This window comes from Methylobacterium guangdongense (genome assembly GCF_038442355.1).
Taxonomy (GTDB): Bacteria; Pseudomonadota; Alphaproteobacteria; order Rhizobiales; family Beijerinckiaceae; genus Methylobacterium; species Methylobacterium guangdongense.
In genome coordinates this window covers 19,353-42,460 of the sequence record NZ_JBBXMX010000027.1, presented here as the reverse complement: position 1 = coordinate 42,460, position 23,108 = coordinate 19,353, and the positions used below count along the sequence as shown (strand labels likewise).

At 65.2% G+C, this 23,108-nt stretch carries 30 protein-coding genes, 1 tRNA gene and 1 pseudogene; 13 read left to right on the top strand and 19 right to left on the bottom strand.

The window, feature by feature from the left end:
- Positions 1 to 18 precede the first annotated feature (18 nt).
- From AAHG09_RS28320 to hemB, 4 genes are all read right to left on the bottom strand, one after another.
- Complete coding sequence (locus AAHG09_RS28320) at positions 19 to 765, bottom strand: arginyltransferase (protein WP_342111067.1); 747 nt, start codon at positions 763 to 765, stop codon at positions 19 to 21.
- A gap of 124 nt (positions 766 to 889) precedes the next feature.
- Complete coding sequence (locus tag AAHG09_RS28315) at positions 890 to 1,378, bottom strand: RDD family protein (protein WP_342111095.1); 489 nt, start codon at positions 1,376 to 1,378, stop codon at positions 890 to 892.
- An 87-nt stretch (positions 1,379 to 1,465) separates the two neighbouring features.
- Positions 1,466 to 1,834, bottom strand: coding sequence for a hypothetical protein (locus AAHG09_RS28310; RefSeq protein ID WP_342111065.1), 369 nt, complete (start codon positions 1,832 to 1,834; stop codon positions 1,466 to 1,468).
- On the bottom strand, positions 1,831 to 2,889 hold the full coding sequence (hemB, locus tag AAHG09_RS28305) for a porphobilinogen synthase (RefSeq protein ID WP_342111063.1): 1,059 nt from the start codon (positions 2,887 to 2,889) through the stop codon (positions 1,831 to 1,833). Before hemB ends, AAHG09_RS28310 begins: the two co-directional genes overlap by 4 nt.
- 236 nt (positions 2,890 to 3,125) lie before the next feature.
- Between hemB and AAHG09_RS28300 the strand changes: the two genes are divergently transcribed.
- Both AAHG09_RS28300 and ldtR read left to right on the top strand, forming a co-directional pair.
- Positions 3,126 to 3,554, top strand: coding sequence for a DUF6163 family protein (locus AAHG09_RS28300; RefSeq protein WP_342111061.1), 429 nt, complete (start codon positions 3,126 to 3,128; stop codon positions 3,552 to 3,554).
- A 161-nt stretch (positions 3,555 to 3,715) separates the two neighbouring features.
- Positions 3,716 to 4,228: a transcriptional regulator LdtR gene (gene ldtR, locus AAHG09_RS28295; RefSeq protein WP_342111060.1), complete on the top strand. Its 513-nt coding sequence runs from the start codon at positions 3,716 to 3,718 to the stop codon at positions 4,226 to 4,228.
- A 24-nt stretch (positions 4,229 to 4,252) separates the two neighbouring features.
- On the opposite strand, the gene AAHG09_RS28290 is transcribed toward ldtR, so the two are convergent.
- A complete protein-coding gene (locus AAHG09_RS28290) occupies positions 4,253 to 4,858 on the bottom strand; it encodes an exopolysaccharide biosynthesis protein (protein WP_342111059.1) in 606 nt (201 codons plus the stop codon).
- 305 nt (positions 4,859 to 5,163) lie between these two features.
- On the opposite strand from AAHG09_RS28290, the gene AAHG09_RS28285 reads away from it, so the two are divergent.
- Both AAHG09_RS28285 and bcsS read left to right on the top strand, forming a co-directional pair.
- The gene (locus AAHG09_RS28285; RefSeq protein WP_342111058.1) at positions 5,164 to 5,484 is read left to right on the top strand and encodes a hypothetical protein; all 321 of its coding nucleotides are present in this window, start codon (positions 5,164 to 5,166) and stop codon (positions 5,482 to 5,484) included.
- 15 nt (positions 5,485 to 5,499) lie between these two features.
- Positions 5,500 to 5,901, top strand: a complete 402-nt coding sequence (bcsS, locus tag AAHG09_RS28280; protein ID WP_342111056.1) for a cellulose biosynthesis protein BcsS — start codon at positions 5,500 to 5,502, stop codon at positions 5,899 to 5,901.
- Here the strand turns inward: bcsS and AAHG09_RS28275 are convergent.
- On the bottom strand, positions 5,868 to 7,466 hold the full coding sequence (locus AAHG09_RS28275) for a cryptochrome/photolyase family protein (RefSeq protein ID WP_342111054.1): 1,599 nt from the start codon (positions 7,464 to 7,466) through the stop codon (positions 5,868 to 5,870). The genes bcsS and AAHG09_RS28275 overlap by 34 nt on opposite strands.
- Before the next feature lie 4 nt (positions 7,467 to 7,470).
- A complete protein-coding gene (locus tag AAHG09_RS28270; protein WP_342111052.1) occupies positions 7,471 to 7,602 on the bottom strand; it encodes a hypothetical protein in 132 nt (43 codons plus the stop codon).
- Between the two features lie 109 nt (positions 7,603 to 7,711).
- Here AAHG09_RS28270 and AAHG09_RS28265 point away from each other — a divergent pair, with 109 nt between their 5' ends.
- Both AAHG09_RS28265 and AAHG09_RS28260 read left to right on the top strand, forming a co-directional pair.
- Positions 7,712 to 8,575: a methionyl-tRNA formyltransferase gene (locus tag AAHG09_RS28265; RefSeq protein WP_342111050.1), complete on the top strand. Its 864-nt coding sequence runs from the start codon at positions 7,712 to 7,714 to the stop codon at positions 8,573 to 8,575.
- Between the two features lie 67 nt (positions 8,576 to 8,642).
- Positions 8,643 to 8,984, top strand: coding sequence for a hypothetical protein (locus AAHG09_RS28260; protein WP_342111049.1), 342 nt, complete (start codon positions 8,643 to 8,645; stop codon positions 8,982 to 8,984).
- Positions 8,985 to 9,003: 19 nt separating this feature from the next.
- On the opposite strand, the gene AAHG09_RS28255 is transcribed toward AAHG09_RS28260, so the two are convergent.
- Entirely contained in the window at positions 9,004 to 9,954 is a 951-nt protein-coding gene (locus AAHG09_RS28255) for a hypothetical protein (protein ID WP_342111048.1), read from the bottom strand.
- Between the two features lie 665 nt (positions 9,955 to 10,619).
- Here AAHG09_RS28255 and AAHG09_RS28250 point away from each other — a divergent pair.
- Together AAHG09_RS28250 and AAHG09_RS28245 are read left to right on the top strand one after the other, a co-directional pair.
- Entirely contained in the window at positions 10,620 to 10,910 is a 291-nt protein-coding gene (locus AAHG09_RS28250; RefSeq protein ID WP_342111046.1) for a PilZ domain-containing protein, read from the top strand.
- A 330-nt stretch (positions 10,911 to 11,240) separates the two neighbouring features.
- Complete coding sequence (locus tag AAHG09_RS28245; protein ID WP_342111044.1) at positions 11,241 to 12,197, top strand: alginate O-acetyltransferase AlgX-related protein; 957 nt, start codon at positions 11,241 to 11,243, stop codon at positions 12,195 to 12,197.
- A 56-nt stretch (positions 12,198 to 12,253) separates the two neighbouring features.
- Here the strand turns inward: AAHG09_RS28245 and AAHG09_RS28240 are convergent, their stop codons facing one another.
- The 5 genes from AAHG09_RS28240 to AAHG09_RS28220 all read right to left on the bottom strand — a co-directional run bounded on the left by AAHG09_RS28240 (position 12,254) and on the right by AAHG09_RS28220 (position 13,674).
- Positions 12,254 to 12,526: a hypothetical protein gene (locus tag AAHG09_RS28240; protein ID WP_342111042.1), complete on the bottom strand. Its 273-nt coding sequence runs from the start codon at positions 12,524 to 12,526 to the stop codon at positions 12,254 to 12,256.
- A gap of 160 nt (positions 12,527 to 12,686) precedes the next feature.
- Positions 12,687 to 12,875 carry a hypothetical protein gene (locus AAHG09_RS28235; protein WP_342111040.1) on the bottom strand — a complete coding sequence of 63 codons (189 nt, stop codon included), beginning with the start codon at positions 12,873 to 12,875 and terminating at the stop codon, positions 12,687 to 12,689.
- Positions 12,872 to 13,138 (bottom strand): hypothetical protein, encoded by a 267-nt coding sequence (locus tag AAHG09_RS28230; protein WP_342111038.1) that lies wholly within the window; start codon positions 13,136 to 13,138, stop codon positions 12,872 to 12,874. Before AAHG09_RS28230 ends, AAHG09_RS28235 begins: the two co-directional genes overlap by 4 nt.
- 77 nt (positions 13,139 to 13,215) lie before the next feature.
- Positions 13,216 to 13,440 carry a hypothetical protein gene (locus tag AAHG09_RS28225; RefSeq protein ID WP_342111036.1) on the bottom strand — a complete coding sequence of 75 codons (225 nt, stop codon included), beginning with the start codon at positions 13,438 to 13,440 and terminating at the stop codon, positions 13,216 to 13,218.
- 160 nt (positions 13,441 to 13,600) lie between these two features.
- Positions 13,601 to 13,674, bottom strand: a tRNA-Lys gene (locus AAHG09_RS28220).
- Positions 13,675 to 13,784: 110 nt separating this feature from the next.
- Here AAHG09_RS28220 and AAHG09_RS28215 point away from each other — a divergent pair.
- Positions 13,785 to 14,957: a site-specific integrase gene (locus AAHG09_RS28215; protein WP_342111035.1), complete on the top strand. Its 1,173-nt coding sequence runs from the start codon at positions 13,785 to 13,787 to the stop codon at positions 14,955 to 14,957.
- 70 nt (positions 14,958 to 15,027) lie between these two features.
- Here AAHG09_RS28215 and AAHG09_RS28210 read toward each other — a convergent pair whose 3' ends face one another.
- The 3 genes and pseudogenes from AAHG09_RS28210 to AAHG09_RS28200 all read right to left on the bottom strand — a co-directional run.
- On the bottom strand, positions 15,028 to 15,933 hold the full coding sequence (locus AAHG09_RS28210; RefSeq protein ID WP_342111032.1) for a hypothetical protein: 906 nt from the start codon (positions 15,931 to 15,933) through the stop codon (positions 15,028 to 15,030).
- Positions 15,934 to 16,265: 332 nt separating this feature from the next.
- Positions 16,266 to 16,442: a hypothetical protein gene (locus tag AAHG09_RS28205; protein ID WP_342111031.1), complete on the bottom strand. Its 177-nt coding sequence runs from the start codon at positions 16,440 to 16,442 to the stop codon at positions 16,266 to 16,268.
- Positions 16,439 to 16,971: pseudogene (locus AAHG09_RS28200) on the bottom strand (transposase); the annotation flags it as partial. The pseudogene AAHG09_RS28200 and the gene AAHG09_RS28205, both read right to left, overlap by 4 nt.
- A 288-nt stretch (positions 16,972 to 17,259) precedes the next feature.
- On the opposite strand from AAHG09_RS28200, the gene AAHG09_RS28195 reads away from it, so the two are divergent.
- The 3 genes from AAHG09_RS28195 to AAHG09_RS28185 all read left to right on the top strand — a co-directional run bounded on the left by AAHG09_RS28195 (position 17,260) and on the right by AAHG09_RS28185 (position 19,312).
- Complete coding sequence (locus AAHG09_RS28195; RefSeq protein ID WP_342111029.1) at positions 17,260 to 17,490, top strand: helix-turn-helix transcriptional regulator; 231 nt, start codon at positions 17,260 to 17,262, stop codon at positions 17,488 to 17,490.
- Positions 17,491 to 17,774: 284 nt separating this feature from the next.
- Positions 17,775 to 18,671, top strand: a complete 897-nt coding sequence (locus AAHG09_RS28190; protein ID WP_342111027.1) for a hypothetical protein — start codon at positions 17,775 to 17,777, stop codon at positions 18,669 to 18,671.
- Between the two features lie 404 nt (positions 18,672 to 19,075).
- Positions 19,076 to 19,312, top strand: a complete 237-nt coding sequence (locus AAHG09_RS28185) for a hypothetical protein (protein WP_342111025.1) — start codon at positions 19,076 to 19,078, stop codon at positions 19,310 to 19,312.
- A gap of 101 nt (positions 19,313 to 19,413) precedes the next feature.
- Here AAHG09_RS28185 and AAHG09_RS28180 read toward each other — a convergent pair whose 3' ends face one another.
- Both AAHG09_RS28180 and AAHG09_RS28175 read right to left on the bottom strand, forming a co-directional pair.
- Entirely contained in the window at positions 19,414 to 20,325 is a 912-nt protein-coding gene (locus AAHG09_RS28180; protein ID WP_342111023.1) for a DUF1997 domain-containing protein, read from the bottom strand.
- Positions 20,273 to 21,031 carry a hypothetical protein gene (locus tag AAHG09_RS28175; protein WP_342111021.1) on the bottom strand — a complete coding sequence of 253 codons (759 nt, stop codon included), beginning with the start codon at positions 21,029 to 21,031 and terminating at the stop codon, positions 20,273 to 20,275. The genes AAHG09_RS28180 and AAHG09_RS28175 overlap by 53 nt, the downstream gene beginning before the upstream one ends.
- A gap of 296 nt (positions 21,032 to 21,327) precedes the next feature.
- Here AAHG09_RS28175 and AAHG09_RS28170 point away from each other — a divergent pair, with 296 nt between their 5' ends.
- Positions 21,328 to 22,224, top strand: a complete 897-nt coding sequence (locus AAHG09_RS28170) for an alpha/beta fold hydrolase (protein ID WP_342111019.1) — start codon at positions 21,328 to 21,330, stop codon at positions 22,222 to 22,224.
- A 13-nt stretch (positions 22,225 to 22,237) separates the two neighbouring features.
- On the opposite strand, the gene AAHG09_RS28165 is transcribed toward AAHG09_RS28170, so the two are convergent.
- Positions 22,238 to 23,014 carry an SDR family oxidoreductase gene (locus AAHG09_RS28165; protein WP_342111018.1) on the bottom strand — a complete coding sequence of 259 codons (777 nt, stop codon included), beginning with the start codon at positions 23,012 to 23,014 and terminating at the stop codon, positions 22,238 to 22,240.
- Positions 23,015 to 23,108: the final 94 nt, after the last annotated feature.

Sequence of the window (23,108 nt, the reverse complement as noted above, 5' to 3'; positions counted from 1 at the left end):
CCGCTTCGCCCGGGCAGATCAGTCCGCCCGGACCCAGCCCTGGCCCATCAGACGCTCCTGGGGCAGGAAGCGCGACTTGTAGTCCATCTTGCGCGAACCCTCGACCCAGTAGCCGAGGTACAGGTACGGCAGTCCGAGGCGCCGGGCCCGGAGGATGTGATCGAGGATCATGAACGTGCCCGGCGAGCGGGACGCCTCCGTCGGGTCGTAGAACGAGTAGACCATCGACAGGCCGTCGGCGAGGACGTCCGTCAGGCAGAAGGCGAGCGGCGGGCCGGACCCCCGCCCCGTGATCGCCGTATCCGGCCCGTGGCGCCGGTAGGATACGAGGTGTGTGTCGACATGGCTGTCCTCGACCATCATGGCGTAGTCGAGCACCGTCATGTCGACCATGCCGCCATCGCCGTGGCGGGCATCTAGGTAGCGGCGGAACAGAGCGTATTGCTCGGAGGCCGGCCGGTTCGGTTCCGGTGTCCCGACCCAGTCGGCGTTGCGGCCGAGGATGCGCCGCTGGCTCGCGCTCGGCTCGAATTCGTCGACCACGACGCGGACCGAGATGCAGGCGCGGCAGGTCTCGCAGGCGGGGCGATACGCGATCGTCTGCGAGCGGCGGAAACCGCCCTGCGTCAGGATCTCGTTGAGGTCGCGGGCACGCCGCCCGACGAGGTGGGTGAACACCTTCCGCTCCTCCTGCCCCGGCAGGTAGGGACAGGGCGAGGGCGCTGTCAGATAGAATTGCGGTGTGTCGCGCGGGTGGCTGGTCACGCTGCTGATTGACCCTGCACCGGGTGCTTCCTGTCGGCGCCGGCACACCAATGTACAGGCGCAACGCCGGGGCTCAATGGCCTCGGCCGCCGCTCTGCGCAATTTTCACCGCGACACGGCGACCTCAGCGGGCGTGGATGACCGCAAGACCCAACAACAGGTCGTGACCGAGCCGCCGGTCGGACCGAGCGAGGCCGAACGCGACGTCGACGCACCAGAGCAGGAAGGTCGAGATGGCCACGTAGAACAGGAGCGCGTGGACCGCCGCCGTGATGATGTCGACCCGCGCGCCGCTCTCCGGCGCGACGACGCGCAGACCCATCAGCCTCTGCCCGATCGTGCTCTGCCGCGAACCGCCGACCGTGATCGCGCTGTAGATGATGCCGCTCGCCGGGAGGACCGCGAACAGCGTCCAGCCGAGCCCGAAGGTCACGACGCCGACGACCGTGATCAGCAGCGTCAGCAGCACGGTGAAGCCGAAGATGAACAGGATGTCGAGGAGGTAGGCCACGGCACGGGCGCCGAGGCTCGCCCGCACGAAGGGCACGGGCAGCGCGGTGGCGTAGCCGGGCGCGTCGAAGCGCGGTGCGTAGCCGGGTTGGGGGTTCTGCATCATGTCGCGTCCTGCAAGCGAGGCTGCGCGGCAAGAAGTGGTGGCGATCCGCCGGGGCCGCAAGAGGTGTTCGCGGGGCGAGCCCGTTCAGTGCGAGGCCGGATCGCCCGCCGCCGCGTCGGGCGTATCGAGGTAGAAGCGCCGCAGCATGTAGAGGGCGGGCCCCGACAGGCTGCGGCTCTCGGTGGCGAGCGCCAGGAGCGTCGAGCCCGCATCGAAGCGGCAGGTCAGCCAGTGCTGCTGGTTGCCGTCGAGATAATCGACCCGGACCATATCGGCAGCCGGCCCCGGGGCCGCCCGCAGCAGGCGGATGCCGGCCTGCGGTGCGATGGCCGGCAGGGCCCGACGGCAGGTGGCGACCCGCTCGCGCCGCAGGGTGTCCTGGCAGGTGGCGAGTCCGCCGAGGAAGCCGGCCGCACTCGCCGCCGCGAGCAGCCAGCGATGCGCCGGCCTCACGGATGGTTGCGCAGGCGCTCGGCGACGCGCGGGGCGTGATAGGTGAGGACGCCGTCCGCGCCCGCGCGCTTGAAGGCCAGCAGCGCCTCGACCATCGCCCGGTCGCCGTCGAGCCATCCGTTCCGGGCGGCCGCCTCGATCATCGCGTACTCGCCCGACACCTGATAGGCGAAGGTCGGAACCTGGAATTCGTCCCGCACCCGGCGGATGATATCGAGATAGGGCAGGCCCGGTTTCACCATCACCGAATCGGCACCCTCGTCGAGGTCGAGACGCACCTCGCGCAGGGCCTCGGCCGAGTTGCCCGGATCCATCTGGTAGGTGCGCTTGTCGCCGATCAGGGCCGCCTTGGTGCCGATGGCGTCGCGGAACGGACCGTAGAAGGCACTCGCGTACTTCGCGGCATACGCCATGATCTGCACGTCGAGGAACCCGGCCTTGTCGAGCCCGGCCCGGATCGCGCCGACCCGCCCGTCCATCATGTCGGAGGGCGCAATGATGTCGGCCCCGGCCTCGGCCTGGACGAGACTCTGCTCCACCAGGATCGCGACGGTCTCGTCGTTGAGGATCGCCCCGTCCCGCATGAGCCCGTCATGGCCGTGGCTGGTATAGGGATCGAGCGCGACGTCGGTCATGATGCCGACCTCGGGGACCGCGCGCTTCACGGCGCGCACCGCCTGACAGACGAGGTTGTTGGCGTTGAGCGCCTCCGAACCCGTCGGATCGCGCAGCGACGCCTCGGTGAACGGGAAGAAGGCCACCGCCGGGATCCCGAGCCGGGCCGCCCGCTCCGCGTCGCGCACGATCTCGTCCACCGACAGCCGCTCGACGCCCGGCATCGAGGCGATGGGCTCGCGCCGCCCCGAGCCGTCGATGACGAACATCGGCCAGATCAGATCGTCGACCGTGAGCGTATGCTCGCGGACGAGGCGGCGCGACCACTCGGCCTTGCGGTTGCGGCGCGGGCGCTGGGTGATCTTCAAGCCCTCGACCCGGGCGCCCTCCCGGGCGGCCTCCAGGGCGATGGGACGCGGCTCGGGCAAGGTGTCTGACATGCGGCTTCGCTACCGTTCGCGCGGCCGGCGCCGCGGATCGCTCGGCGCAGGTGCGCCGGAGGCGCCGGACTAGCACACGGCGACGAGCCGGCGAAACCCGACCGTTGACGCAGACTCGCCAAACCGCTTCAACCCAGCCTTCCCGATCCGATCAGCAGCGCGGACTCGATCATGTACCGGCCCCTCCCCGTCCCGAGCGTGCCGTAGTGCCGGGCTCCTTCCCGATCCGACGCAAGATGCCGCGTCCCGGCGAGATCCCGACCGACCGGATCGAGCGCGCGCAGGGCCCGTCCCCCGGGACCTGGGATACGGCGCTCATCTGGTTCATGCGGATCACGGCGCTGGTCTGGCTCCTGAAGAGCGTCGCGTCCTGGGCGACCATCCTCGACGTCGTCCCCGGCGCGCGCCCGTTCGAGGCCGAGCCGTTCGGCAGGCAGGCCGCGATCGTCTACTTCGCGGTTGTCGATGCCGCGGCCGCGATTGGCCTGTGGCTGACCAGCGCCTGGGGCGGCGTCATCTGGCTGCTGGCCGTCACCTCCGCCATGACCTTGGCGGTCCTGACCCCGCAACTCCTGCCGATGCCGCTCTCGCTTCTCGTATTCGGGGGCTGCGTCGTACTGTTGTACTTCCTGCTCTCCTGGCTGGCCGCCCGGGAAGCACGGTGAACGAACCGTTCTGATCTTCGCTTCAGTTTATCTTTACCTCAAAGCGTAAATCGGCAATTCATCCTGTCGCTTAAATCGCCTTTCATTCCCGAGCGGTAGCTTAGCCATCATCAGCGGCACCGCATTGAACGGATACCGCAACAACTGACGGCGAGGCAGAGATGAAGACGCAGAGCGCCCGGGCCACGACGATCGAAACCGCCGACGAGGCCGCGCCCGGCAAGGGCTCCTATCTGGAGGCCCTCCACTTGGTGGAGCGCCTGCACCGCCGGCTCCTCGACGTGATCAAGGACGAGTTCGAGCGCCGCGGCCGCGAGGACGTCAACAGCGTCCAGGCCCTGCTCCTGTACAACATCGGCGACAAGGAGCTCACCGCGAGCGAACTCCGGACCAAGGGCTACTATCTCGGCTCCAACGTCTCCTACAACGTCAAGAAGCTCGTCGAGGCCGGCTACCTGCACCACGCCCGGTCGAAGACCGATCGCCGCTCGGTCCGGATCAGCCTCACCGACAAGGGCCGGCAGGTGCACGAGATCATCCAGGGCCTGTACGACAAGCACGCCCGCACGATCGCCCCGATCGGCGGCATCTCGGACGACGACTTCGGCCGGCTCAACCAGGCGCTCGGCCGCCTGGAGCGCTTCTGGACCGATCAGATCCGCTACCGCCTCTGAGACGCGACGACGCTCCGACCCGCGTTACCAGACGTTCAGGAGGCTCAGGATCCCGGCGATGACCGCGTAGGCGAAGCCTGCGTTGATCGCGACGCCGAACAGGCCGATGACGAGGCCGCCCATCACCACGATGCCGTCGCGCTCGACGAGGCCGAGGCCTACGAGGCAGACGGCGAGGCCCAGCGGGATCTGCCCGACGATGGGCGCGGCCACGATGAGAGCGAGCGCCAGGGCCAGCAGCGCGATGCCCATGCCGCGCATGCCGAGCGCGGTCTCGAACACGCTCAGGCGCGGACGCGACCAGCGCTCCAGGCGCCGCAGGATCGGCACCGCGCGCGTGACGGCACGACGGACATCGGCCAGCGCGATGGAGCGGCCGAGCAGCATCCGCGGCAGCCAGGGCGCCGACATGCCGGCCGCGATCTGGATCGCCACCAGCAGCAACAGCAGGCCGCAGATCAGGGGGATCGGCGGCGGCATCGGCAGGCAGTTCGGCAAGCCGAGCAGCACCACGAGCAGCGCGAAGGCGCGATCCCGCAGAACTGCGACGATGTCCCCTACGGTGAGGCGCTCGCCTTCCTGGCTCGCCAACACGGTAAGGACGTCCGACGTTCGTGCACCGGAGGTCAAGGATCCGCCAACCTTCGCTTTCCCGCGGGGGCTCTAGCCGAGAACCGGTGGCACGCCAAGCACGGCGGCCGTGCGACGGGACGGCCGCGGGTCGCCGAAAGCCCGGTGCCGGCAGGCGGACGGTTCAACCCACGGCGTGGCACGACGTCCTTGCGCTGGAATGGCGAGATCAGCTCGAAGAGTTGCCAATTCTTCTGCGCACACCCCAAGTATGCTCTCAGAAGTTCCGCAGTCTATGGATTCGACTCCAACGGCGTTTTGCCCAATCTTATCGTGATCCGAGGCGAAAGCTCCACGATTCGCACATGATCAACGCTGGGCACAGCGGCCTTTTCACTTGCGCCGCTGCTGTAATGTTCTGCTGCTGCGGTTACTTCGATACCCCACGCGCCGGCGAGCTCGATACCCCACGCGCCGGCGAGCTCGATACGCTGCTGTTCAGCAGCCTCGACGCGGGGGCCACCACCTTCCTGACGGCTGGGGCAAAGATCGGTCTGCCGACGCTCAAGGGCGATGGCGCGGTCGCGCTGATGAGTCTCGGGCTCGGCCGACAACGGGAGCGTGGTCCGGATGGTCGGCACGAGCGCTACACGGCCCTCGGAGCGATCACGGTCGGCTACCAGTAATTGTTCGAGTGGGGCGTGGCTGCCGTCTCCGCGGGCTCGGAGCTGACGACGCAGATGCTGGCAGACCGGACCGGGTCGAGCCTGATGCCCACGCGCCTGGGCTTCCGCCTGCATGGCGAGATCTGGGCCCGCCCGACGGAAGAAACGCTGGTCCAGGGAACCGTGATCGCCGGGACTGCACGCGACAGCGTCTGGGCCCGTATCGCCTGGGGCCTGCGTCTCTGGGGTCCCTACATCGGCCCTGAAGCGAGCCTGTACACGGACGCGTCCGGCTTCAAGAAATTCGCTTTCGGATTGCACGCGACGGACTTCGCCCTCGGCGACTACAGCTTCCGGATCGCAGCCGGCCTTCAGGGCGAGACCGACCGGCGCTCCCTCGCCCCCTATCTGGCCCTCTGCGTCTGGTCGCCCTTGTGAGGCGCTTGCGGCTCACTTGCGAGCGAACCGAGAAACGCCGTCGCGTCGCGGCGGATCTCGGCGCGTCGCTTGTCCCCGAAACCCTGCAGGGTTCTGTACGGCATCGTCATGCGTGGGTTTCCCGCCAGCTTCTCTTCGTTCTCGATCAGAAAGTTCCAGTACAGGTAGTTGAACGGGCATGCCGCCGGACCCGCCTTGACCTCCACGTCATACGCGCAGGATCCGCAGTAATCCGACATCCGGTCGATATAGGCACCCGAGGCCGCATAGGGCTTCGAGCCCATCACGCCGCCATCCGCCCACAGCACCATGCCGTGCACGTTAGGCAGTTCGACCCACTCGTAGGCATCTGCGAAGACGATCAGATACCAGTCCTCGACCTGCGCGGGATCGAGACCCGCGATCAGGGCGAAGTTGCCCGTTACCATCAGGCGCTGGATGTGGTGGGCGTAGGCATGGGCCCGCGTGTCGGCGACGACCTGGGCGATGCAGTTGAGCTTGGTCTCGCCCGACCAATAGAACCACGGCAACGCCCGGTGGGCCTTGAGCGCGTTCGTGTCCCGATACTCGGGCATCCGCGCCCAGTAGAGGCCGCGCACATATTCCCGCCAGCCCAGGATCTGGCGGATGAACCCCTCCGTGCAGTGGAGCGGCGCAGCGCCCTCGCGAAACGCCCGCTCGGCAACCCGACAAACCTCTTCGGCCGTCAACAGGCCGGCATTCAGCGCCGGCGAGATCAGCGCGTGATACAGGAACGGCGCACCCGTCTTCATGGCATCCTGATAGTCGCCGAAGGTCGGCAGGCAGGTGTCGATGAAATGCCGGAGGGCCGAGAGGGCGTCGGCGCGCGTGACGGGCCAGGAAAAGCTGGTGCAATCGCCGAAATGATCGGCGAATTCCCGTTCGACCAGGGCGATGACCTCGCGGGTTAGCGCATCCGGCTGGAAGCCGATCCGATCGGGCAGGCGGTGCCCCTTGGGCAGCTTCTTGCGGTTCTCCGCATCGAAGTTCCAGCGCCCACCCACCGGCTCTCCGCCATTCATCAGCAGGCCGGTGCGGCGGCGCATGCCGCGGTAGAAGGTTTCCATCCGCAGCTGATGCCGCCCTTCGGCCCAGTCGGCAAAATCCTGGCGCGGGCAGAGGAAACGGTTGTCGGGTCGAATCTCGACGGGCACGCCAAGGGTTTCGCGCCAGTCCTGCATCATCTGCCAGACCCGCCATTCGCCGGGCTCGGTGACCACCACGCGTTCCGGGCCGTGCCGGACGATTGCCCGTTCCAGCTCGCCGGTGAAGCTCCCGGTGTTGCCGGCGTCGGTCAGGCGCACGTAGTCGACGCGGACACCCTCGGCCTTCAGCTCGGCCGCGACATGCCGCATGGCGGCGAACAGGAAGGCGATCTTCTGCTTGTGGTGGCGAACATAGGTCGCCTCATCCCGCACCTCGACCATCAGCACCACGTCGTGCTCGGGATCGAGATCGGTCAGGCTCGAAATCCGCCGGGTCAGCTGGTCGCCGAGGACGAAGCGCAGCGTCCCACAGGAAGCGGCGCGGTGCTTGACCGGCATCGGCTCAGCCCCGCATCCGAACGATGCCGCGGTCGATCTCGATTCCCCAACCAGCGATCCGCGCCGCCGCCTCGGGAAGCAAATCAGTCGCAAGACCGATCAGGCCGGTCCCGCCGTCACGCATCACCCGCCGCATGCGCAGACCCTCGCTACACAACGCCACCGGCTCTAGGTAAGGCCGGAGGCGGCATCGGGCAGGCGGCAGGCTCGGGTGCTGCACAAGCACAAGGTCGCAGGCGGGAAGCATGAAGTTCGCGTTCGCCGGCATTGATTTCCTGGGCGGCGTCTTCGAGGGGCTGCTGGAAGCCGGCTGGACACCGGTGAAGCTGTTCACCCGGCCCTGCGACGGCATCTATGACCACAACGACGTGACGGTCGCCCGCGCCCGGACGCTGCGGATTCCGATTCAGCTCTCCCGGATCCGCGAGCGGGACATCGAGGCGATCCAGGCCGACCACGGCAAGGATTGGGCGCTCGTGGTGGCGGGCTATCCCTGGCTGGTGCGCGGCTGGCGCGGGCGCGCGGCCTACGGGCTCAACATCCATCCCTCGCCGCTGCCGATCGGACGGGGCCCCTATCCGCTGTTCCGCGCGGTCCTCGACCGCTACGAGACCTGGGGCGTGACCGCCCACGTTCTGGCCGACGGCTTCGACACCGGCGACATCCTCGCGCAGGAGATATTTCCGTTGGGCCCGCAGGAATCGCACGAGACCCTCCTGGCCAAGTGCCAGATGGCGGCAAGGCGCCTCGTCGCCGGGCCGCTGGCCCGGGACCTGCCCGGCCGCTGGCGCTGGGCGGAGCCGCAGGGTGACGGCTCCTACTGGCCCCGCGCCACCGACGGCGACCGGACCCTCGATTTCCGCCAGGACGTCGGCACGATCCTGCGGCGGGTGCGGGCCTTCGGCACGGTCGAGACGATCGCGCGCCTGGGCGACACGCGCATCTACGTCGCGGAGGCCCAAGGCTGGCAGGAGCGGCACACGCATGCCGCCGGCGCCGTGGTGCATCGCCACCGCCGTCACATCGTGATCGCGGCCCTCGACGGTTACGTGCAGATCACCCGCTGGTCGCCGCTGCCGTTCACCGAGGCGAGTCAGACCGGCCGCTGAACGCGTCGGCAGAGGAACCGAACAGGGTGCGGCCGTGTTTCCGGCGACCTTGACCACGGAGCCCGACATGTCGACACGCGCAAGCCTCGCCGCCGCCCTCGGGTTCGCCGCGCTGTTCACCGGCTCGGCCTTCGCGCAGGCCGTCATCGTCGCCCCCGATGATTTCGGCCCCGACGATGACGTCGTCGTGCGGGACTACATCGTGCGGCGCCCGGTCGGCCCCGGCCCGATCGTCGGGTCGATCCCGCTTCGGCCCGGCAGCATCGTGCCTGAGGATGTCCGGCTCGCGCCCTTCACGGACGCCCCGAATCCGCGCCTGCGCCGCTTCGGCTACTTCGTGGCGCCGGGCGACAAGATCGTGGTGGTCGATCCGGCCACCCGCGCGGTGGTGCGCATTTTCGATCGCTGATCGCCCGCCGGCACGAGCCTCACCAATCGCCGAGCGAGGCCCGCTTCCAGTGGTTGGGGGCCACGCAGCGATACTCGTAGGCCTCGTCCCACGCATGATCGCCGGGTTCACACGGATCGCTGCTGCTCCGCGGCGGTTGCGGTCGTGCCTCGCGCAGTGAGCCTGCCTCGACCCGGCCGTCATCGCTCACGCGGAGCGCTGTCCCGCCTGCGCCCGCGTACACCAGATCGCGCCCGTCGAAGCCCAATCGGCGCGAGAAATTACCGTCGCGCGTGCCATCGAGCCCGATCATCTGCCCCGGACCCAGCAGGATCGGCACGCCTGTGAAGCGGGCTGCGGCGGCGTCGATCCCGATGCCGTAAGTCCCCTCCCCCTGGAACGAGAGTCCGCGATCGGTGACCGATCCGGTAAGATTGCCCATCAGGATGCCGTATCCGGTATGGGCACCCGCGACGCCGCCGGTCGAGATCTGCAAACCGACCCGCTGACGGTTGCGGTCCGTCGTCGGTGACTGCGCCGAGACATCGATCTCGGCGCCGATGCACGAGGCCACGGGATCGGCCTCGCCGGTCATGTCCACGCAGTTGAAGTTGCCGGCCCAGGACGGACCGACCGGGCCGATCCCGTTCGATTCCTTGAAGATCGTCCCGTTCACCGCAACGTTCTGAGCACCTGTGCTGGCCAGGGCGCGGTTGTGCAGTTCGCCGGTGATCGTCCATTCGTAGCCGGCATTGTGCGGTCCGGTAGAGCCTAGCGCCCACAACGCCTTGTAGGTATGGGTCGGCTCGCCCGATCCGTTCGGAACATGCCGGTCGACTCGCAGCGTCGAGGCCGGGTCGAAATCCTGCGGCTGGTTCCAGAGGAATATGTGTCCGCCGTCGATGCCGGGCAGGCCGGTGCCCTGGACGTTGCGTGAGAAGTTGGGCGGCCAAGCCGGAGCGGGCGCCTCGGCGGCGGCGGCGGTCGCCACCAGGAGCAGACCACAGAGGACCGGCAATGGCATCGGACCGGTACGCAGAAGCATCGTCGTCTCCCAATTTTATCAAGTAACTTGTAAGCCTATTTCAAAATCGGGGCCGCCAAGCTTTGGACGACAGCTTGCCCCTCATTTGCAATTCGAGCGGTTCAAGCGTTGCTCTGCCGGAACGGATCCGCAGAGCGGGTTCAGGATTCTCGCGATCGGCCATGCCCTGCAAGGAGCGTCGGGGCTGGCGGGGTCGCGTCTGAACAAATTGCGCCGCGCAGCGTAAGTCCCTTGTGGCGCCAATCGACGATTCGGCCGTCCGCTCGGATCGGGGAGCATGCACGATGAAAGCCCTGCGGTTTCTGAGAACCTGGTCGTTGGTATCCATCCCGCTCGGCCTGCTCGTGGCCCAGTTCATGAAAGCCGGAAAAGGGCCGCCCCTTGTCGACGAGAACCAGCCGTCGGATCGGCGGTAGATCTGCGCCTTCCCCGAACCGCCGGGCGATCGGGCCGGTACCAACCCGCGCCACGACAGGCTCTCACCCCGCCTCCGGTTGTCCGTAGCGACAAGGGCGACGCGTCAGGCGGGATCGTCAATTACATATTAGTAAATCATCCGCATTTTTACTGAACTCGTGCCATGTTGGCCGACATGGGCAGGAAGTTCGGCCATGTCCCGCTATGCAAGTCCCCTGAGCGGGCATTTGGAGAGACGTTCCACACCGCGCAAACCCACGGCGCTCCTCGCCTTCGCCCTGAATCCGGATGGGACGCGCTTTCCCTGCCAGGTCAGAAACATCTCTGATCGCGGCGCGATGCTGGAATTCCTCGGTCACCACGCGACCATGGTGGAGAACGCCTTCGATCTGGTGCTGGCCGACGCAAAGGTCCGCTACGCGGTCAAGGTCGTCTGGCGGAAGGAGCGGACGACCGGCGTGCTGTTCAGCCTTGAGCAGGAATGAGGCGCGAGGCGGCCCAGGAGTGTCAGCCCGCCGCAACCCGGCGTTTCACAACGTCCATGCGGCGGTGGTCATCGACCAACCAGGGTATCCATCAGCGTCTTGCTGACCGCCTGTCCTGATCGCGGCCGGGATGTTCGCCTGACCAAGTCGATCACCGCAAGACAAGGTCTGCTTGCTTTCCCCGCGGACCGGGTCGGACTTTTTCGTCCCGTGACGGGTGCGGGGCGCCGAATGGGCCAGGGGTTGCAATCCATCGCGGTTCCGTCGACGCCACCGATGGGCGGCGCCGGATCAATCGGCCTGCCCCACGAGGGATGCGCGGATTTTTATATGGCGAGCGGCAACGGCGTGGCCGTCGGGCAGGATGGCTGGTTGTACTGGGTCGGCCGGGCCCGCGAGGTGGAAGTCTTCTACGGCGACAGCCGCCTCTCGCGCCGGATCCTCGGCCGATGGGCACGTCTGATCGCCCGCCGGAGCCGCCGGCTCGATGCCATGGGGATCCGGCACGTTCATGCGGTCGTACCCGACAAGCTCGCCGTCTACCCCGATGCGCTCGGCCGTTCCTTCCCGGGCCTTGACGATCCGCCCGCCATGCGCCTCGCCCGGCTCCTCGAACGAGATCGCGCAGCCCGAATGGTCGACCTGCTGACGCCCCTCGTCGCCGCGCGGGTCGATGAGCCGGTCTATCTCAGGACGGACACGCACTGGACGTATCAGGGTTATCTCACGGCCTACCGCGCGCTGTGTGAAGCCCTCGATGCGCCGGAGGCCGCGCATGTCTTCTCCGGCACGCGGGCGCGGGAGCGCTTCACCTTCGATCTCGGCGAGAAGCTTCGACCTCCGATCGACGAAGAATATGTCGCGTACGATTTCCAGCGTCGTGCGGAGCGGATCGACGCGAACGCGCTGGTTGAAGTGCGTGAGAGTGGTCGGGCGATCAGGCCGCGCGGCCTATTCGTGGGTTCGCGCGTCGTGATGCGCAACGAGGCCGCGCCGGACCCACGCCGGGTCGTGCTGTTCGGCGATTCTTACATCTACAGCCCCGGCGCGCGCCTGACTGCGATGCTCGCCGAAACCTTCGCCGAGGTTCATGCGATCTGGTCGGCCAACCTCGACTGGCGCTACATCGAGGCTGTCCGGCCCGACGTTTTGATCTTCGAGATCGCCGAGCGCTTCCTGCGACAGGTGCCGAATGACCGGATCCGGATCGATGCCTTCGCGGAGAAACGGGCTCGGCGCGCGGTCCGGCCGACATTGCGTGACTGGATTCGGCAGCGCCTGGCCTGAACGCACGAAGCCCGGCCGCATGAACGGGCCGGGCTTCGCTGGATCCGATAATGCGATCAGTATCCGCGGCCGTAATAGCCCGGGCCGCCACGATCGAACGCGCCCGCTGCCGCTGCTCCAGCCGCTGCGCCGGCGATGCCGAGGCCGATCGCGGCACCGGTCGAGAGGCCGCGGTGACGGCGGTAGCCGTAGTCCCGGTGACGCCCGTAAGCGCGATCATAGCCGCGGCCATAGCCGTCGCGGTACCCATAACCCTGGGCCTGCGCGACGCTCGGACCGACTGCTCCGAGGCACAGCGTTACGGCGGACAGAAGAACAAGCTTACGCATCTCAAAACCCTTTGCACTTGTGTTGGAGGGCCAACACGAACCGGATTGATGGGTTCCGGATGCACCAGACGGGTTTGCCGTGCTGAATTGCCTGGCTTCGTCCAGACGGTAGCCTGAGCGGTACCGCTTCAGGGGTTGAGGACAGGGTCGGCGTCGTCCTTCAGGACAACGCGATCAGCATCCAGGCGCGCGCCTTCGCCTCGATGTCGGCGGGGGCCGCATCGGGATCATCGGCGATCGCGCGCTCGACGATCCGCCGCGCGTCCTCGACGCTCAGGCCGATGCCCTGGATGAAGGCGCCCAGGCGAACCACCAGCCGCTCGCGGAGCTGCTCAGCGTTCGTGCTCATCCCCGAACCGGAAAGCCCAGGATCACGGCGGTCTTCACCATCGTACGGCGCAAGCCCGGCTCGATGGCTGCGTCGGCGAGGATCGCCCTGGTCTGCGGGTGCATCGCGATCGCCTTGGCGACGTCGATGGTGTGGCCGGATTTGAAGGCGTAGGGCTTGGCCGACTCGTCCGCGAGATAGGCAGCGGTCGCGGCCTCGATCTCGTCGTCCGACACCTCGGACTTGCGGCGCAGGTCGCCGACGGATGGTATTGCTGTGGCCATGATGCGCTGCGTGAGTCTGAGGGTTCCGGGGGACGATCGTGACCTGTTCCGGTCAAGTTCGCCGGACGCAAACCATTCTACCTGACGGGCTCGACCTCGATGTTGACGGCTTGAATGCCGAGGAGCTCTTCATCCGGCCCTTCGACGCCCCACACCACGCGCGTCACCCGGTAAGCGCTGCGGACATCGTTTTTCTCGCCCAGCATGACTTCCTCGCCTTGGCGCGGGACCTGCCGCCAGAAGCGGGCGCCCCACGGCTCTCCCCCAAGGAAGAACCTGATGCTGACCTCGGGATCGCGCATACGTCGACTCTTTATCCCTCTCCGCTCCCTGCGCCCTCCGGTCACGCTCCGAAGATGCCGGGGCCCTTTGGCCATGGGTCAGGACACAGCCTCCCGATCCTCAGACACAGGATGGCCGCAGCGGCCAGCGCGTCTAACGTATTGCAAGTCTTGGATAACGTGGTGAGCGCGCTGGGACTCGAACCCAGGACCTACAGATTAAAAGTTTGCGATTTTTATTTCCTCAGATCTCCCTACAAACCCCGCTGCTACTTGTTCGCTCGCGAGCGATTACCCGTGATTGCCTTGGCGAAGCCTTTATGTCCGCCTATGATGGTTGCTAGTATAGCCCCTAGCTACCAGCCATGTCCGACGCTAAGCGCATCACCAAATCAGCAGTGGAAGCAATCCTGCCGGGCCAGACCCTATGGGACGCTGAGCTTAAAGGGTTCGGCGTGCGCTGCCAGCGTCGCGACCGGGTCTACGGCCTTAAATACCGGCTCCAAGGTCAGCAGCGGTGGTTCACCATCGGCAAACACGGCTCACCGTGGACTGCCGATCAGGCGCGGCGCGAGGCAAAACGGTTACTCGGTCTCGTAGCCTCCGGCGAGGATCCAGCCATGAAAAAAGCGACGGATCGCAGCGCCCCAACGGTAGCCGAACTAGCCGATCTGTTTCTAAGCGAGCATGTCGCGGCAAAGAACAAAGGCAGCACCTACGCCGAGTATGCGCGGCTTGTGAACCGCATCGTCAAGCTGCGCTTGGGGCGTCGCCGGGCGAACGACGTTACGCATGAAGATGTGCGCCGCCTACATTTCGAGTACCGGGCTACACCCTATCAGGCGAACCGGCTGCTCGCCTTGCTCTCGAAGATGTTCGCGTGGTCGGGCCGGCGGGGCGAGCGTAACCCGTGCACAGGGGTAGAGCGTTTCGGCGAGAAGAAGCGCCGCCGCTACCTTTCTGCGGCCGAGATTCAGCGCCTCGGCGCGGTGCTCGATCAGTGTGAGTGTGAAGGGGGCGTATCGCTCTACCCGGTGGCGGCGATCCGGCTGCTGCTGCTCACCGGCGCGCGGTTAAGTGAGATTCTGGCCCTTAGGTGGGCGTGGGTTGATCAAGAACGAGCCTGTCTTAGCCTGCCGGACAGCAAGACTGGGGCAAAAGAGATCCATCTAAGCGACCCGGCGCTGGCGATCTTGGCCGCGCTTCCGCGTGTGGTCGACAATCCCTTCGTCGTGGTCGGTCAGCGGCCGGGCAGGCACCTAGTAAATCTGGAGAAGCCATGGCGGTATGTGCGGGCTCAGGCTGGTCTCGACGATGTCCGCCTTCATGACCTTCGGCACTCGTTCGCGTCGATTGGCGCCGGTGCCGGCCTCGGCCTGCCGATGATCGGTGCCCTTCTCGGCCATACTCAGGCTGCGACGACGGCGCGTTACGCTCATCTCGCAGCCGATCCCCTGAAGGTGGCTAACGAGGTCATCGGGCAAAAAATATTGGCGTTAATGTCAGGTCCCCCAGCCGAGCCAAAAGATCCGACTTAGACCATGATCTGAGGCGTTTAATCGCTTTATTTTGTAAGTCACAATCCTGATTTTTCACTTTGGTCTTGAGTTAAATGTTGCTTGGGTCATCTTCCAACCTATCAAAAAATTCGAGAATTTTGGAAATCATCTTCGGTTCAAGCGTTATACTAGTCATCGTAACCTCTTTTCCATTACGAAGGCAAGTCCATGTCAAAATATTTGTACAATGCTTAAATCCATCCGCCAGTCGACTAGGTTTCAGTTCATTTTTACTGGTGTTTTGCTCCTGTATATTACGACGATCTTCGATAGGATGTTTATCTCCAACAGATTGCGTAAGCACCGGCAGTGGACCTGCGTCAGCACCAGCGAGCTTCTCTACAGCTTCATTTTCAGTTGCTCGCCAGCGGACCCATTCATTTAAACCTTCACCTTTATTTTTACTCAGCTCTAGCACTTCATCCGGCGGGATGCCCCGCTTAATTAGATTTGAAATCGCAGTAACATCTCGGCTGTAATTCTTTTCAGCCTGACGCTTGCTCGTCTTGTCTTCTTCATCGCCGTAAGCGATATGTAGCTCAATAATAAGTCGCAAAATCGACTTGCGTGCCGTAACTTTGACGCCTAGTCGATGTGCCGCCTCAGCGATTGCTGCTTGTAATGTCTGATTGTAGACAGAGGCAGCGTAAGTTGCATAAGCATTTACTATCGTTTCTAAATGTTGTTTCCGATTTTGTTTGTTAAAACTGACCACAAGTCGAGCTAACCAATCTATTTGTTCCTCTTTATGATCCCCAATAAATTTAGGTGTTCCTGGCAAAGAAAATAGATGGTTTTCAGCGCCATTGATAATTGCGCTGGTGACAGGTGGTCCACTTGCGGCAACTTCGATAGATGCTGGGGAATGAGGCTTGCGTTTCCTTATAGCCTCTGATGCGCCTACTCGAGCGAATCGACTGCGGTGAGGGACGGGCGCGCGGCGAGTGGGAGGCATGATATCACATCGGGTAAGTCTGCTGGCAGATCCGTCTGTTTAACAGACGAAACGTGCGAGGCCAATGCCTTGTGGGACATCGCCGCGTGACGATGGATGTTACGGACCTGCTGCTACGCCAGCTCGGCGGTGATGAGGTCCCGCCGCACCTACCTCTTCATGTCAGCGATGGAAAAGTGGACCCGGCAGCCAGTTGAAGAAGTCGGTCGGCGGCGAGCGATGAAAGGGATTTCGTCACCGGCATGGAAGCCGATACTACCACGAAGCGAGCGGTGAGCCCGAGGTTCGGCCCAACCGGAGCCGCAGGCCTCGCCCATCTCGTGGTTCCCGTTTCAGTCGCATTCAACAGCGGCGTGATCGCTTCTACCAGCGAAGCTCCCAGTGCCGTATCCGAAGGCGAACTCGCCACCGGTGGCCGCGGAGAGGATGTAGGCTGGCCAGACCATGTCGGCATAGTCGTCCGCATAACCGAGCAGCTCGACGATCCGCCACTTGCCCAGTACGCTCACGCCAAAGCTCCGAGCAGCTTGGGCAGGCGGATCAAGTGGAGGCTGCCGCGGTGAAGGCGAAGGCCCATCCGACCCCTTCGCGACCTTTGAATTGGTTTTTTCGCTGGCCATCTACCGCCTTAATCCATCCAACGCCCTCCTAAATGCGCATGCGGACCTTCTGGCTCATGCCGTAGCCGGCATGGCGGATGGTTCGCCTATCGATGGACGAGCGGCGGCCGCTGGTGCTCTGGGCCACGTGCGCGCGGACATTCATCGACCTAAGCTCGTTGACAAAGTCTTCCGCGTCATAGGCCTTGTTGGCGGCCACCGAGATCGCCCTGGGTCGGTCCGCCCCCGGCTCGATCATCGCCAAGGCGGCAATGCGTTCGGCGTGGCCGTCCCCGGACGTCAAGCAGGTGTCCACGATCAGCGTGCCATCGACGGTTAAGCGGTCGCTGGAGAGGAGCCGCTTCACTCGGGGCTGGGCTAGCAAGGCTGCCAGGAATGTGGCGGCGATTGCACCGACCAGCAGCCGGTCCCGACCTTTGCGTGCACACACGCCGCAGCGCAAGGCTTATCCAGAACGATTGGGTTGCTGATTGGCGAGGTTGGAGGGTTGCCTAGACCGATGCTGCATAGGCAGCGACGAATTTCGCCGAGATCTAGAGTTCTTACAGCTTCATGAATGACTATAGTAGGCGCACGAGCCGGCGGCGGCGCGATGGACGATACTATTGTGAGGTGGACCCAATAATTTTTAGATTATGTGACAATCGCTCCGGCAATAAGTTCTGCTTGCGTAAAGAATCGCCGTCATGTGACGGAGAGTTTTACCATGATCCCGAAAAGCGAAGTCACGAGCCACAGTGACGACCTGCTTGACGAACATGCTGTTGCGAAGCGCCAACGCCGTTCGGTCAAAACGTTGCGGAATCAGCGCGTGGCCGGCGACGGTATTCCCTACCTCAAGCTTGGCAGGAGTGTCCGCTACCGTTTGTCTGACGTGATCGCGTGGGAACAGGCCCGCCTCAGAACGAGCACGGGCGACGTAGGTGAAATGTCGTAGCAAACACAACCTTTCGGTCGCCTCAAAATCTGCCGAGTAAACGCTGAAGCTCATCCGAGTAGTTAGGTGAGCTTCGCGCTTTTGTAATACACTTCCCAGCTCGAAAGACCCCAACCATGCCGACTTTCAGCCGTTCGCAGGCGTTAACCCCCACCCAGACGCCACCTACAGGCCCAAAGCCACCCTGCACACCTCAAACTTGCACCAGGGCACGAGCAGGTACACGCACCCCCCTCATCAGCCACGAGGCAGTGGAGGCTGCTATCTGCGAAGGTGATGAGCGATTGCAGACGTACCTGCACCGTGCTCGTCGGGGGTCAGTGCGGCTCGAAAGAGATGTCGCGACCGAACTTGAGCCAGCCGCCGCACTCTACCTGTTCGCCAACAATCGCGATGCGCGCCTGCGCTACGTCGAGATTGCCGCTCGGCACCTCGGCGATGCCATCGGCGATCTACCAGCGAATGCGCCCGTTTTTTGGGTTACTCTCATCAATCGAGAACACGCCGTGCGCGAGGACGAGGCCGGCGCATTCCAGATCAAGCGGCTGCATCGTTGGGCTCACCGGCTGTTGCGGGGCTGTAACTACGTTGGGATGGTCGAGGCCGCCCTCTTCACCAATCTCGATGTCGTTGCTGCCGGTTACAAGCGTACCGTCTCATGGCACTGCCATTTGCATGTCTGGGGCGTTTCTGAGGAGGTCATCGCCGAGATCTGCACGAAGGCGAACACGCGCTATCGCACCCTCGTACCCGGCGTCACTGTCGCCCACTACCGGCCTGTGACCTATGCAGAGGCGTGCGAGCGCGCCTTCTACATGCATAAAGGTCAGATCTCCGAATATCGGGTGTGGCAAAGGCGACGTGTGTCGATGGATGATGATACTGGCGTGATCACCATCGTCGGCACCGGTCGTTTCAGCCAGGGCAAGCGCCCGATGCGGCCGGGTGACATGGCTCGCATGTGCCGCGTGTTCGCCGGCCGGACGCTCGACCGCCTTGCTTTCGCTGGCGGAGCTGGCCGCAAGGTGCTCGACGCCATCCGTGTCGAAGCCTTGGGCCCTCGTCGTGAACAGGATCACCGAGAGGCGGCGCGCCGTGCCTCGCAGGAGGCCCTTCGCCACGCTCACAGATCAGCGGCCGCTCGCAAACTCATCCCGCATCGGTTGGGGTCGCGGCGTTAGCCAATGTGAGGGTCTTGGCCTTGGCTTCGAGCTGAATGAGATGCCGTCTTGACGAACCATTTTGGTGATCTCAGGCTGTCGCATTCGAACCGTCAGCCTGCCTGATGCACCGAAAGCCGCTTCAAGCCTCAGGCGAGGGCGCTGAGCCCCTTCCAGCCTTAACTGGTGGTTGGGTGGGGGCAAGGCTGTGCTAAAGGCGCTGGCAGGGCCGATTAGCCCCGTTAGCGAGGCCCCGCCGACTGGCCCTTCGAGCGGCATGAGCATTGGCAGGCATAAGCCGTCCGGCGTCGCCTCGGGCGGCCAACCGTTGAAAATGTTGTAATAATTCAAACTGGTCCCGCGGAAATTGCGCTTCGTTACGTAAAGGCTCCGTGATGGCACCCCGCCGTCAGCGGAGAGAAGCTATGACCCGACTTGAGCAAGCACGCAGGCGTCGCACAAAACTGCGCGTGTCGCAGAACCAACTCGAAACTGCTTTGGACGTTGTCATCCCGCAACTACCGATACCACCCTCAGCAGCGTTCGAGGCGGTGCTCGCCTACGCCATCGAAGGTTTAGTGGCGCAAGGGACGCTTCATAACAAGGAACAGGCCCTCGTGTGGGTCTCGCGTGCGCTCACGAAGCACGGAATGATTGGCTGAAGAAGATGCCCCGGGCTCTGCCTGTGCCCGGGGTCACCGTGGGCGACGAGATCAGCTCGAACGATCTCGTTGGCACAATGCGGGCTCGTTGATGATCCGGGTCAGGCGCGGCGCAGTTCGGTTGTGCGAAACGGTTCGAGCGTGTCGATGGCCTCAACCGGATCCTTTTTTTGGTTCCAGCGGAAGTAGCGCAGGGTCACCGCCGCGGGCGTGAAGTCCATGATCAGGAAGCCGTTCTCCTCGAGTGGCTTCAGGGTCTCTTCCATGTCCAGGTGGTTCGGCGGCAGCGCCCCCACCCCGCGGAACTCCGAAGGCCAGCCGCCGGTGCTCGTACCGAGCGGACCGGGCAGCACTGTCACCACTGGTTTCGCCGAGAAGTCGAGCCGCCCGCTGCGTCGCATGTAACCCTCAGCGATGTCATGCAGGTCGCCGCTCACCACCAGCGGAATCCGTTCAGGCATCTCGGCAAGCGACTGCATCAACCGGTCGTGCTGGGCAAGCCAGCCTGACTGCCAGTAGGGCTTCGGTTTGGCCACTGACAGCTTGCCGTCCGGTCCGAGCAGATCGGGGTACCACTCGCCCCACTTGCCCGCGCTCCAGCCCGGCGGATTTGAGGGCACGCTGACGACGTGCGCGACCTCGCGCGCCGCGGCGCGGGCTTTCAGCCAGCCCTCGACCTCGGGTGCGACGAAGACCGCGGTGGGGCCGGCTAGCGTCAGGGTACGGCGCACATCGTAGAGCAGCACCTCGGCGAGCCGCCCGTAGCGCAGCGTCCCAAAGCTCTCCGAGAGGCCTGAGGGGCGTGCAGCCTCGCGGTCGGGGCGGTCGGCGCCGGGCAGCCCGGCTGGCCGGTTCGGGTCGGGCAGGAACTCCGGGTACCACAGGCGCTGCGTTGCCCGTGCAGCCTCCAGCATGAAGGAGTCGGGCGGGAAGGTGACGGCGGCGTCGGTCGCTTCGTCGTTATCGAAGTGGTCGTGGTCGTCCTGAGGGAGAAGACCGGCGTCGAGCGACACAGGGTGCTGTAGAGCGGCGCGATCTGCTCACCCGCCGCCCGCAGCAGCGCCGCTTCGTTGGCGCCGCCGAGCAGTGGCGCCGAGCGGTCGAAGCGAGCGTAGGCGAGCGCGGCCGGGTTACCTCGAGCTTGGGCGCAGCGCGCGGCGCGAGCAGGTCCCAGTAGACATGGTCGCCGTTGGCGATCAGCGCGTCGGGAGCGAACGACAGGCCACGGCGCAGCAGGCGCTGGCGCACCGCGATGGGCAGGAACTCGAAGCCGGTGCTAGCTCGCGCGAACAGGTCGTGACCGCCCGCGCAAGAGTAGATGAGCAGGCGCAACTTTTCGGGTCGGTCGTCAGGAGCTGGCATCGTGGCGAGGCTCCACGGCTCGCACAGCGCCTTGCCGTCGCCCCCGACCAAGGCGAGGCGGTATTGGGTACCGGGCTTCAGATCGCCAGCCTGGAACTGCCAGAAGCCACCGCGGGTGTCGGTGCGCTGACCGGGGAAGCGTTGCTGGTCGATCAGCAGCGCGGGGACGCCGTCAAGGGGCTGGCGGAACGACGCCTTGATGAGGATGCGGTCGTGACTGCTGGTCGGCAGGAGGTGGGCGACCGACCCGGGATCCCACTCGGGCGAGGCGGCCGACCCAGGCTGCGCGGTTTGCGCGCCAGCGCCGTTTGGGAGCGTCCCGAGCGCAAGGGAAGCGGCCGGCACCGAGCAGTTCACGACGCGTCGTCGGCATGCTCTTCCTCCCTATCCGCGTCGCGCGGCTTATAGTTGGTGTGAACTTTCCTCCTTCGGCTGCGTCGCCGTCAACAGGCGGTGCGAGCATGCGGCAACGGCTCATCGGCTTGGCCGACGGCGAACTGTGCAGAGCAGGATGGCCGCCGAGCTTGCAGGCTTCCGTTGCGGGATGGCAGCTGTCAGCCCCCTTCTATTGTTCCGCAAGGACCGCGTCGGCTCGGTGACAAGCCCGGCCCAGCCCGCCAGACTTCCGGCAGAAGGTCATCAGGGAGGTGACGGTGAAGGTTCTGTCGGCTGTGTCGCTTGCGCTTGGTATGCTCTGGGCGATTCAGGCTCAGGCAGATTGGTCGAAGCCGGAGGGCGCCCAGCGGGTCGAGGTGAATGGATACCCGCTCACCTACCTAGAGACCGGTGCCGGCGAGCCCCTCGTCCTCGTGCACGGCTCGCTGAATGACTACCGGATCTGGTACGCGCAGGTGCCGGAATTCGCCAAGAAGTACCGCGTCATCACGATGAGCCTACGCCATTACTACCCCGAGAAGTGGGAAGGCAAAGGCGACGATTTTTCAGTCAGCCAGCATGCCGAAGATGTCGCGGCCCTGATCAAACAGCTCGGGTTGGGCAAGGTGCACCTGCTCGGACACTCACGTGGGGGCGCCGTCGTGTTGATGGTCGCCAAATCGCACCCCGAACTGATTAGGTCTCTGGTTTTGGAGGATGCGAGCGGCATGGAGGGCTTGCTGCCCGACACGCCTGAAAGCAGGAAGATGGCCTCCGAGACGAAGGAGTTGGTCGGTGGGCTGCGTCGCAATTTGGCCGACGGCAACGTCGAGAAGGCGGCCCAGGAATTCACGGATGGGCTTGGCGGACCCGGGACGTGGGCCAAGCGCTCGCCGGCCCAGCAGCAGATCCTGCTCGACAACATGGGCACTGGGGTTGATAGCGGCGAGCGCGGCAACATCACCTGCGCCGACATCGCGAAGTTCGACTTCCCGGTTCTAACGCTCACCGGCGAGCGCAGCCCGAAGCGCTATGCCGAGGCCTTCGCCGCGGCCCACCGCTGCAACGCCGCCATTCCGGCACCCATCGTCATCCCGAACGCCGCCCACGCCATGAACCGCGAGAACCCTGAGCCGTTCAACGCAGCGGTGCTGGAGTTCCTGGCGGCGCATTAGCCCGCACCCGCGCTCAGACCACGGTCGCGACCTTCGCCCCGTCCATCGTCACCGTTACGCCGGTCACGTAGCTGGCCCGCGCCGAGGCCAGGAACGGCACCATCGCCGCCACTTCCTCGGGCTCGGCCATGCGCCCGAGCGGGATGCCGGCTTCGGCCTGAGCCTGCGCCTCGGCGATGCCGACACCAGTCAGTGCCGCCTCGGCCTGCATGCCCTCCGCGACCCGGTCGGTGCGCGTCAGCCCGGGATTGACCACGACAACGCGCACGCCGCGCCCGGCGTAGGCCTGCGCCAGACCGGCCGTGGCCAGCATCAGGGCCGCGTTTGCTGCTCCGCCCACGAGATGCGTGGGTGCCGCCATCTTGCCTCCGTTGCCAATCACGTTGACGATCACGCCGCTGCCGCGGCGCGCCATTCGCTTCACAGTTGGATCGAACATGTTGGCGTAGGTGAAGAGCTTCGCGTCGAAGGCGGCACGCCAGTGTTCGGGGGGCAGGTCGTCAGGCGGGGTGCGGCGTGTCGCACCGGCACTGTTGACGAGCACATCGACCGGGCCAAGTTCGCCCTCCAGCACGTCGAGGGTGGCAAGCGCCGCGGCCGGATCGCTGAGGTCGGCGGCGTACCCCGCGACGTTGCCAAGCAGCTCGCGCGCTCGGTCGAGGTTGGCCTGTGAGCGCGAGACGATCCCGACTTTCGCGCCCTCACGAAGGAAGGCGCGGGCGCAGGCCAGCCCGATCTCCTTCGAGCCGCCGGTGATGAGAACGACCTTGCCGCCGAGGTCCAGTTCCATCGCCGCCTCCCCTGCCGCCGCTTCTTCCCACTTTGCTCGCGCTTAAGCCTGCCTCGGCAAGGGTGCAGTGCCTGCGAGGGTCTTGGGTGTGGGA

Coding starts and splice junctions, on each gene's coding strand:
- AAHG09_RS28215 (WP_342111035.1), top strand. CDS start 13,785: ATGTCCGACGCTAAGCGCATCACCAAATCAGCAGTGGAAGCAATCCTG.
- AAHG09_RS28265 (WP_342111050.1), top strand. CDS start 7,712: ATGAAGTTCGCGTTCGCCGGCATTGATTTCCTGGGCGGCGTCTTCGAG.
- AAHG09_RS28185 (WP_342111025.1), top strand. CDS start 19,076: ATGACCCGACTTGAGCAAGCACGCAGGCGTCGCACAAAACTGCGCGTG.
- hemB (WP_342111063.1), bottom strand. CDS start 2,889: ATGTCAGACACCTTGCCCGAGCCGCGTCCCATCGCCCTGGAGGCCGCC.
- AAHG09_RS28285 (WP_342111058.1), top strand. CDS start 5,164: ATGATCAACGCTGGGCACAGCGGCCTTTTCACTTGCGCCGCTGCTGTA.
- AAHG09_RS28230 (WP_342111038.1), bottom strand. CDS start 13,138: ATGGCCACAGCAATACCATCCGTCGGCGACCTGCGCCGCAAGTCCGAG.
- AAHG09_RS28235 (WP_342111040.1), bottom strand. CDS start 12,875: ATGAGCACGAACGCTGAGCAGCTCCGCGAGCGGCTGGTGGTTCGCCTG.
- AAHG09_RS28240 (WP_342111042.1), bottom strand. CDS start 12,526: ATGCGTAAGCTTGTTCTTCTGTCCGCCGTAACGCTGTGCCTCGGAGCA.
- AAHG09_RS28315 (WP_342111095.1), bottom strand. CDS start 1,378: ATGCAGAACCCCCAACCCGGCTACGCACCGCGCTTCGACGCGCCCGGC.
- ldtR (WP_342111060.1), top strand. CDS start 3,716: ATGAAGACGCAGAGCGCCCGGGCCACGACGATCGAAACCGCCGACGAG.
- AAHG09_RS28250 (WP_342111046.1), top strand. CDS start 10,620: ATGTCCCGCTATGCAAGTCCCCTGAGCGGGCATTTGGAGAGACGTTCC.
- AAHG09_RS28245 (WP_342111044.1), top strand. CDS start 11,241: ATGGCGAGCGGCAACGGCGTGGCCGTCGGGCAGGATGGCTGGTTGTAC.
- AAHG09_RS28165 (WP_342111018.1), bottom strand. CDS start 23,014: ATGGAACTGGACCTCGGCGGCAAGGTCGTTCTCATCACCGGCGGCTCG.
- AAHG09_RS28225 (WP_342111036.1), bottom strand. CDS start 13,440: ATGCGCGATCCCGAGGTCAGCATCAGGTTCTTCCTTGGGGGAGAGCCG.
- AAHG09_RS28260 (WP_342111049.1), top strand. CDS start 8,643: ATGTCGACACGCGCAAGCCTCGCCGCCGCCCTCGGGTTCGCCGCGCTG.
- AAHG09_RS28300 (WP_342111061.1), top strand. CDS start 3,126: ATGCCGCGTCCCGGCGAGATCCCGACCGACCGGATCGAGCGCGCGCAG.
- AAHG09_RS28210 (WP_342111032.1), bottom strand. CDS start 15,933: ATGCCTCCCACTCGCCGCGCGCCCGTCCCTCACCGCAGTCGATTCGCT.
- AAHG09_RS28195 (WP_342111029.1), top strand. CDS start 17,260: ATGATCCCGAAAAGCGAAGTCACGAGCCACAGTGACGACCTGCTTGAC.
- AAHG09_RS28275 (WP_342111054.1), bottom strand. CDS start 7,466: ATGCCGGTCAAGCACCGCGCCGCTTCCTGTGGGACGCTGCGCTTCGTC.
- AAHG09_RS28270 (WP_342111052.1), bottom strand. CDS start 7,602: ATGCGGCGGGTGATGCGTGACGGCGGGACCGGCCTGATCGGTCTTGCG.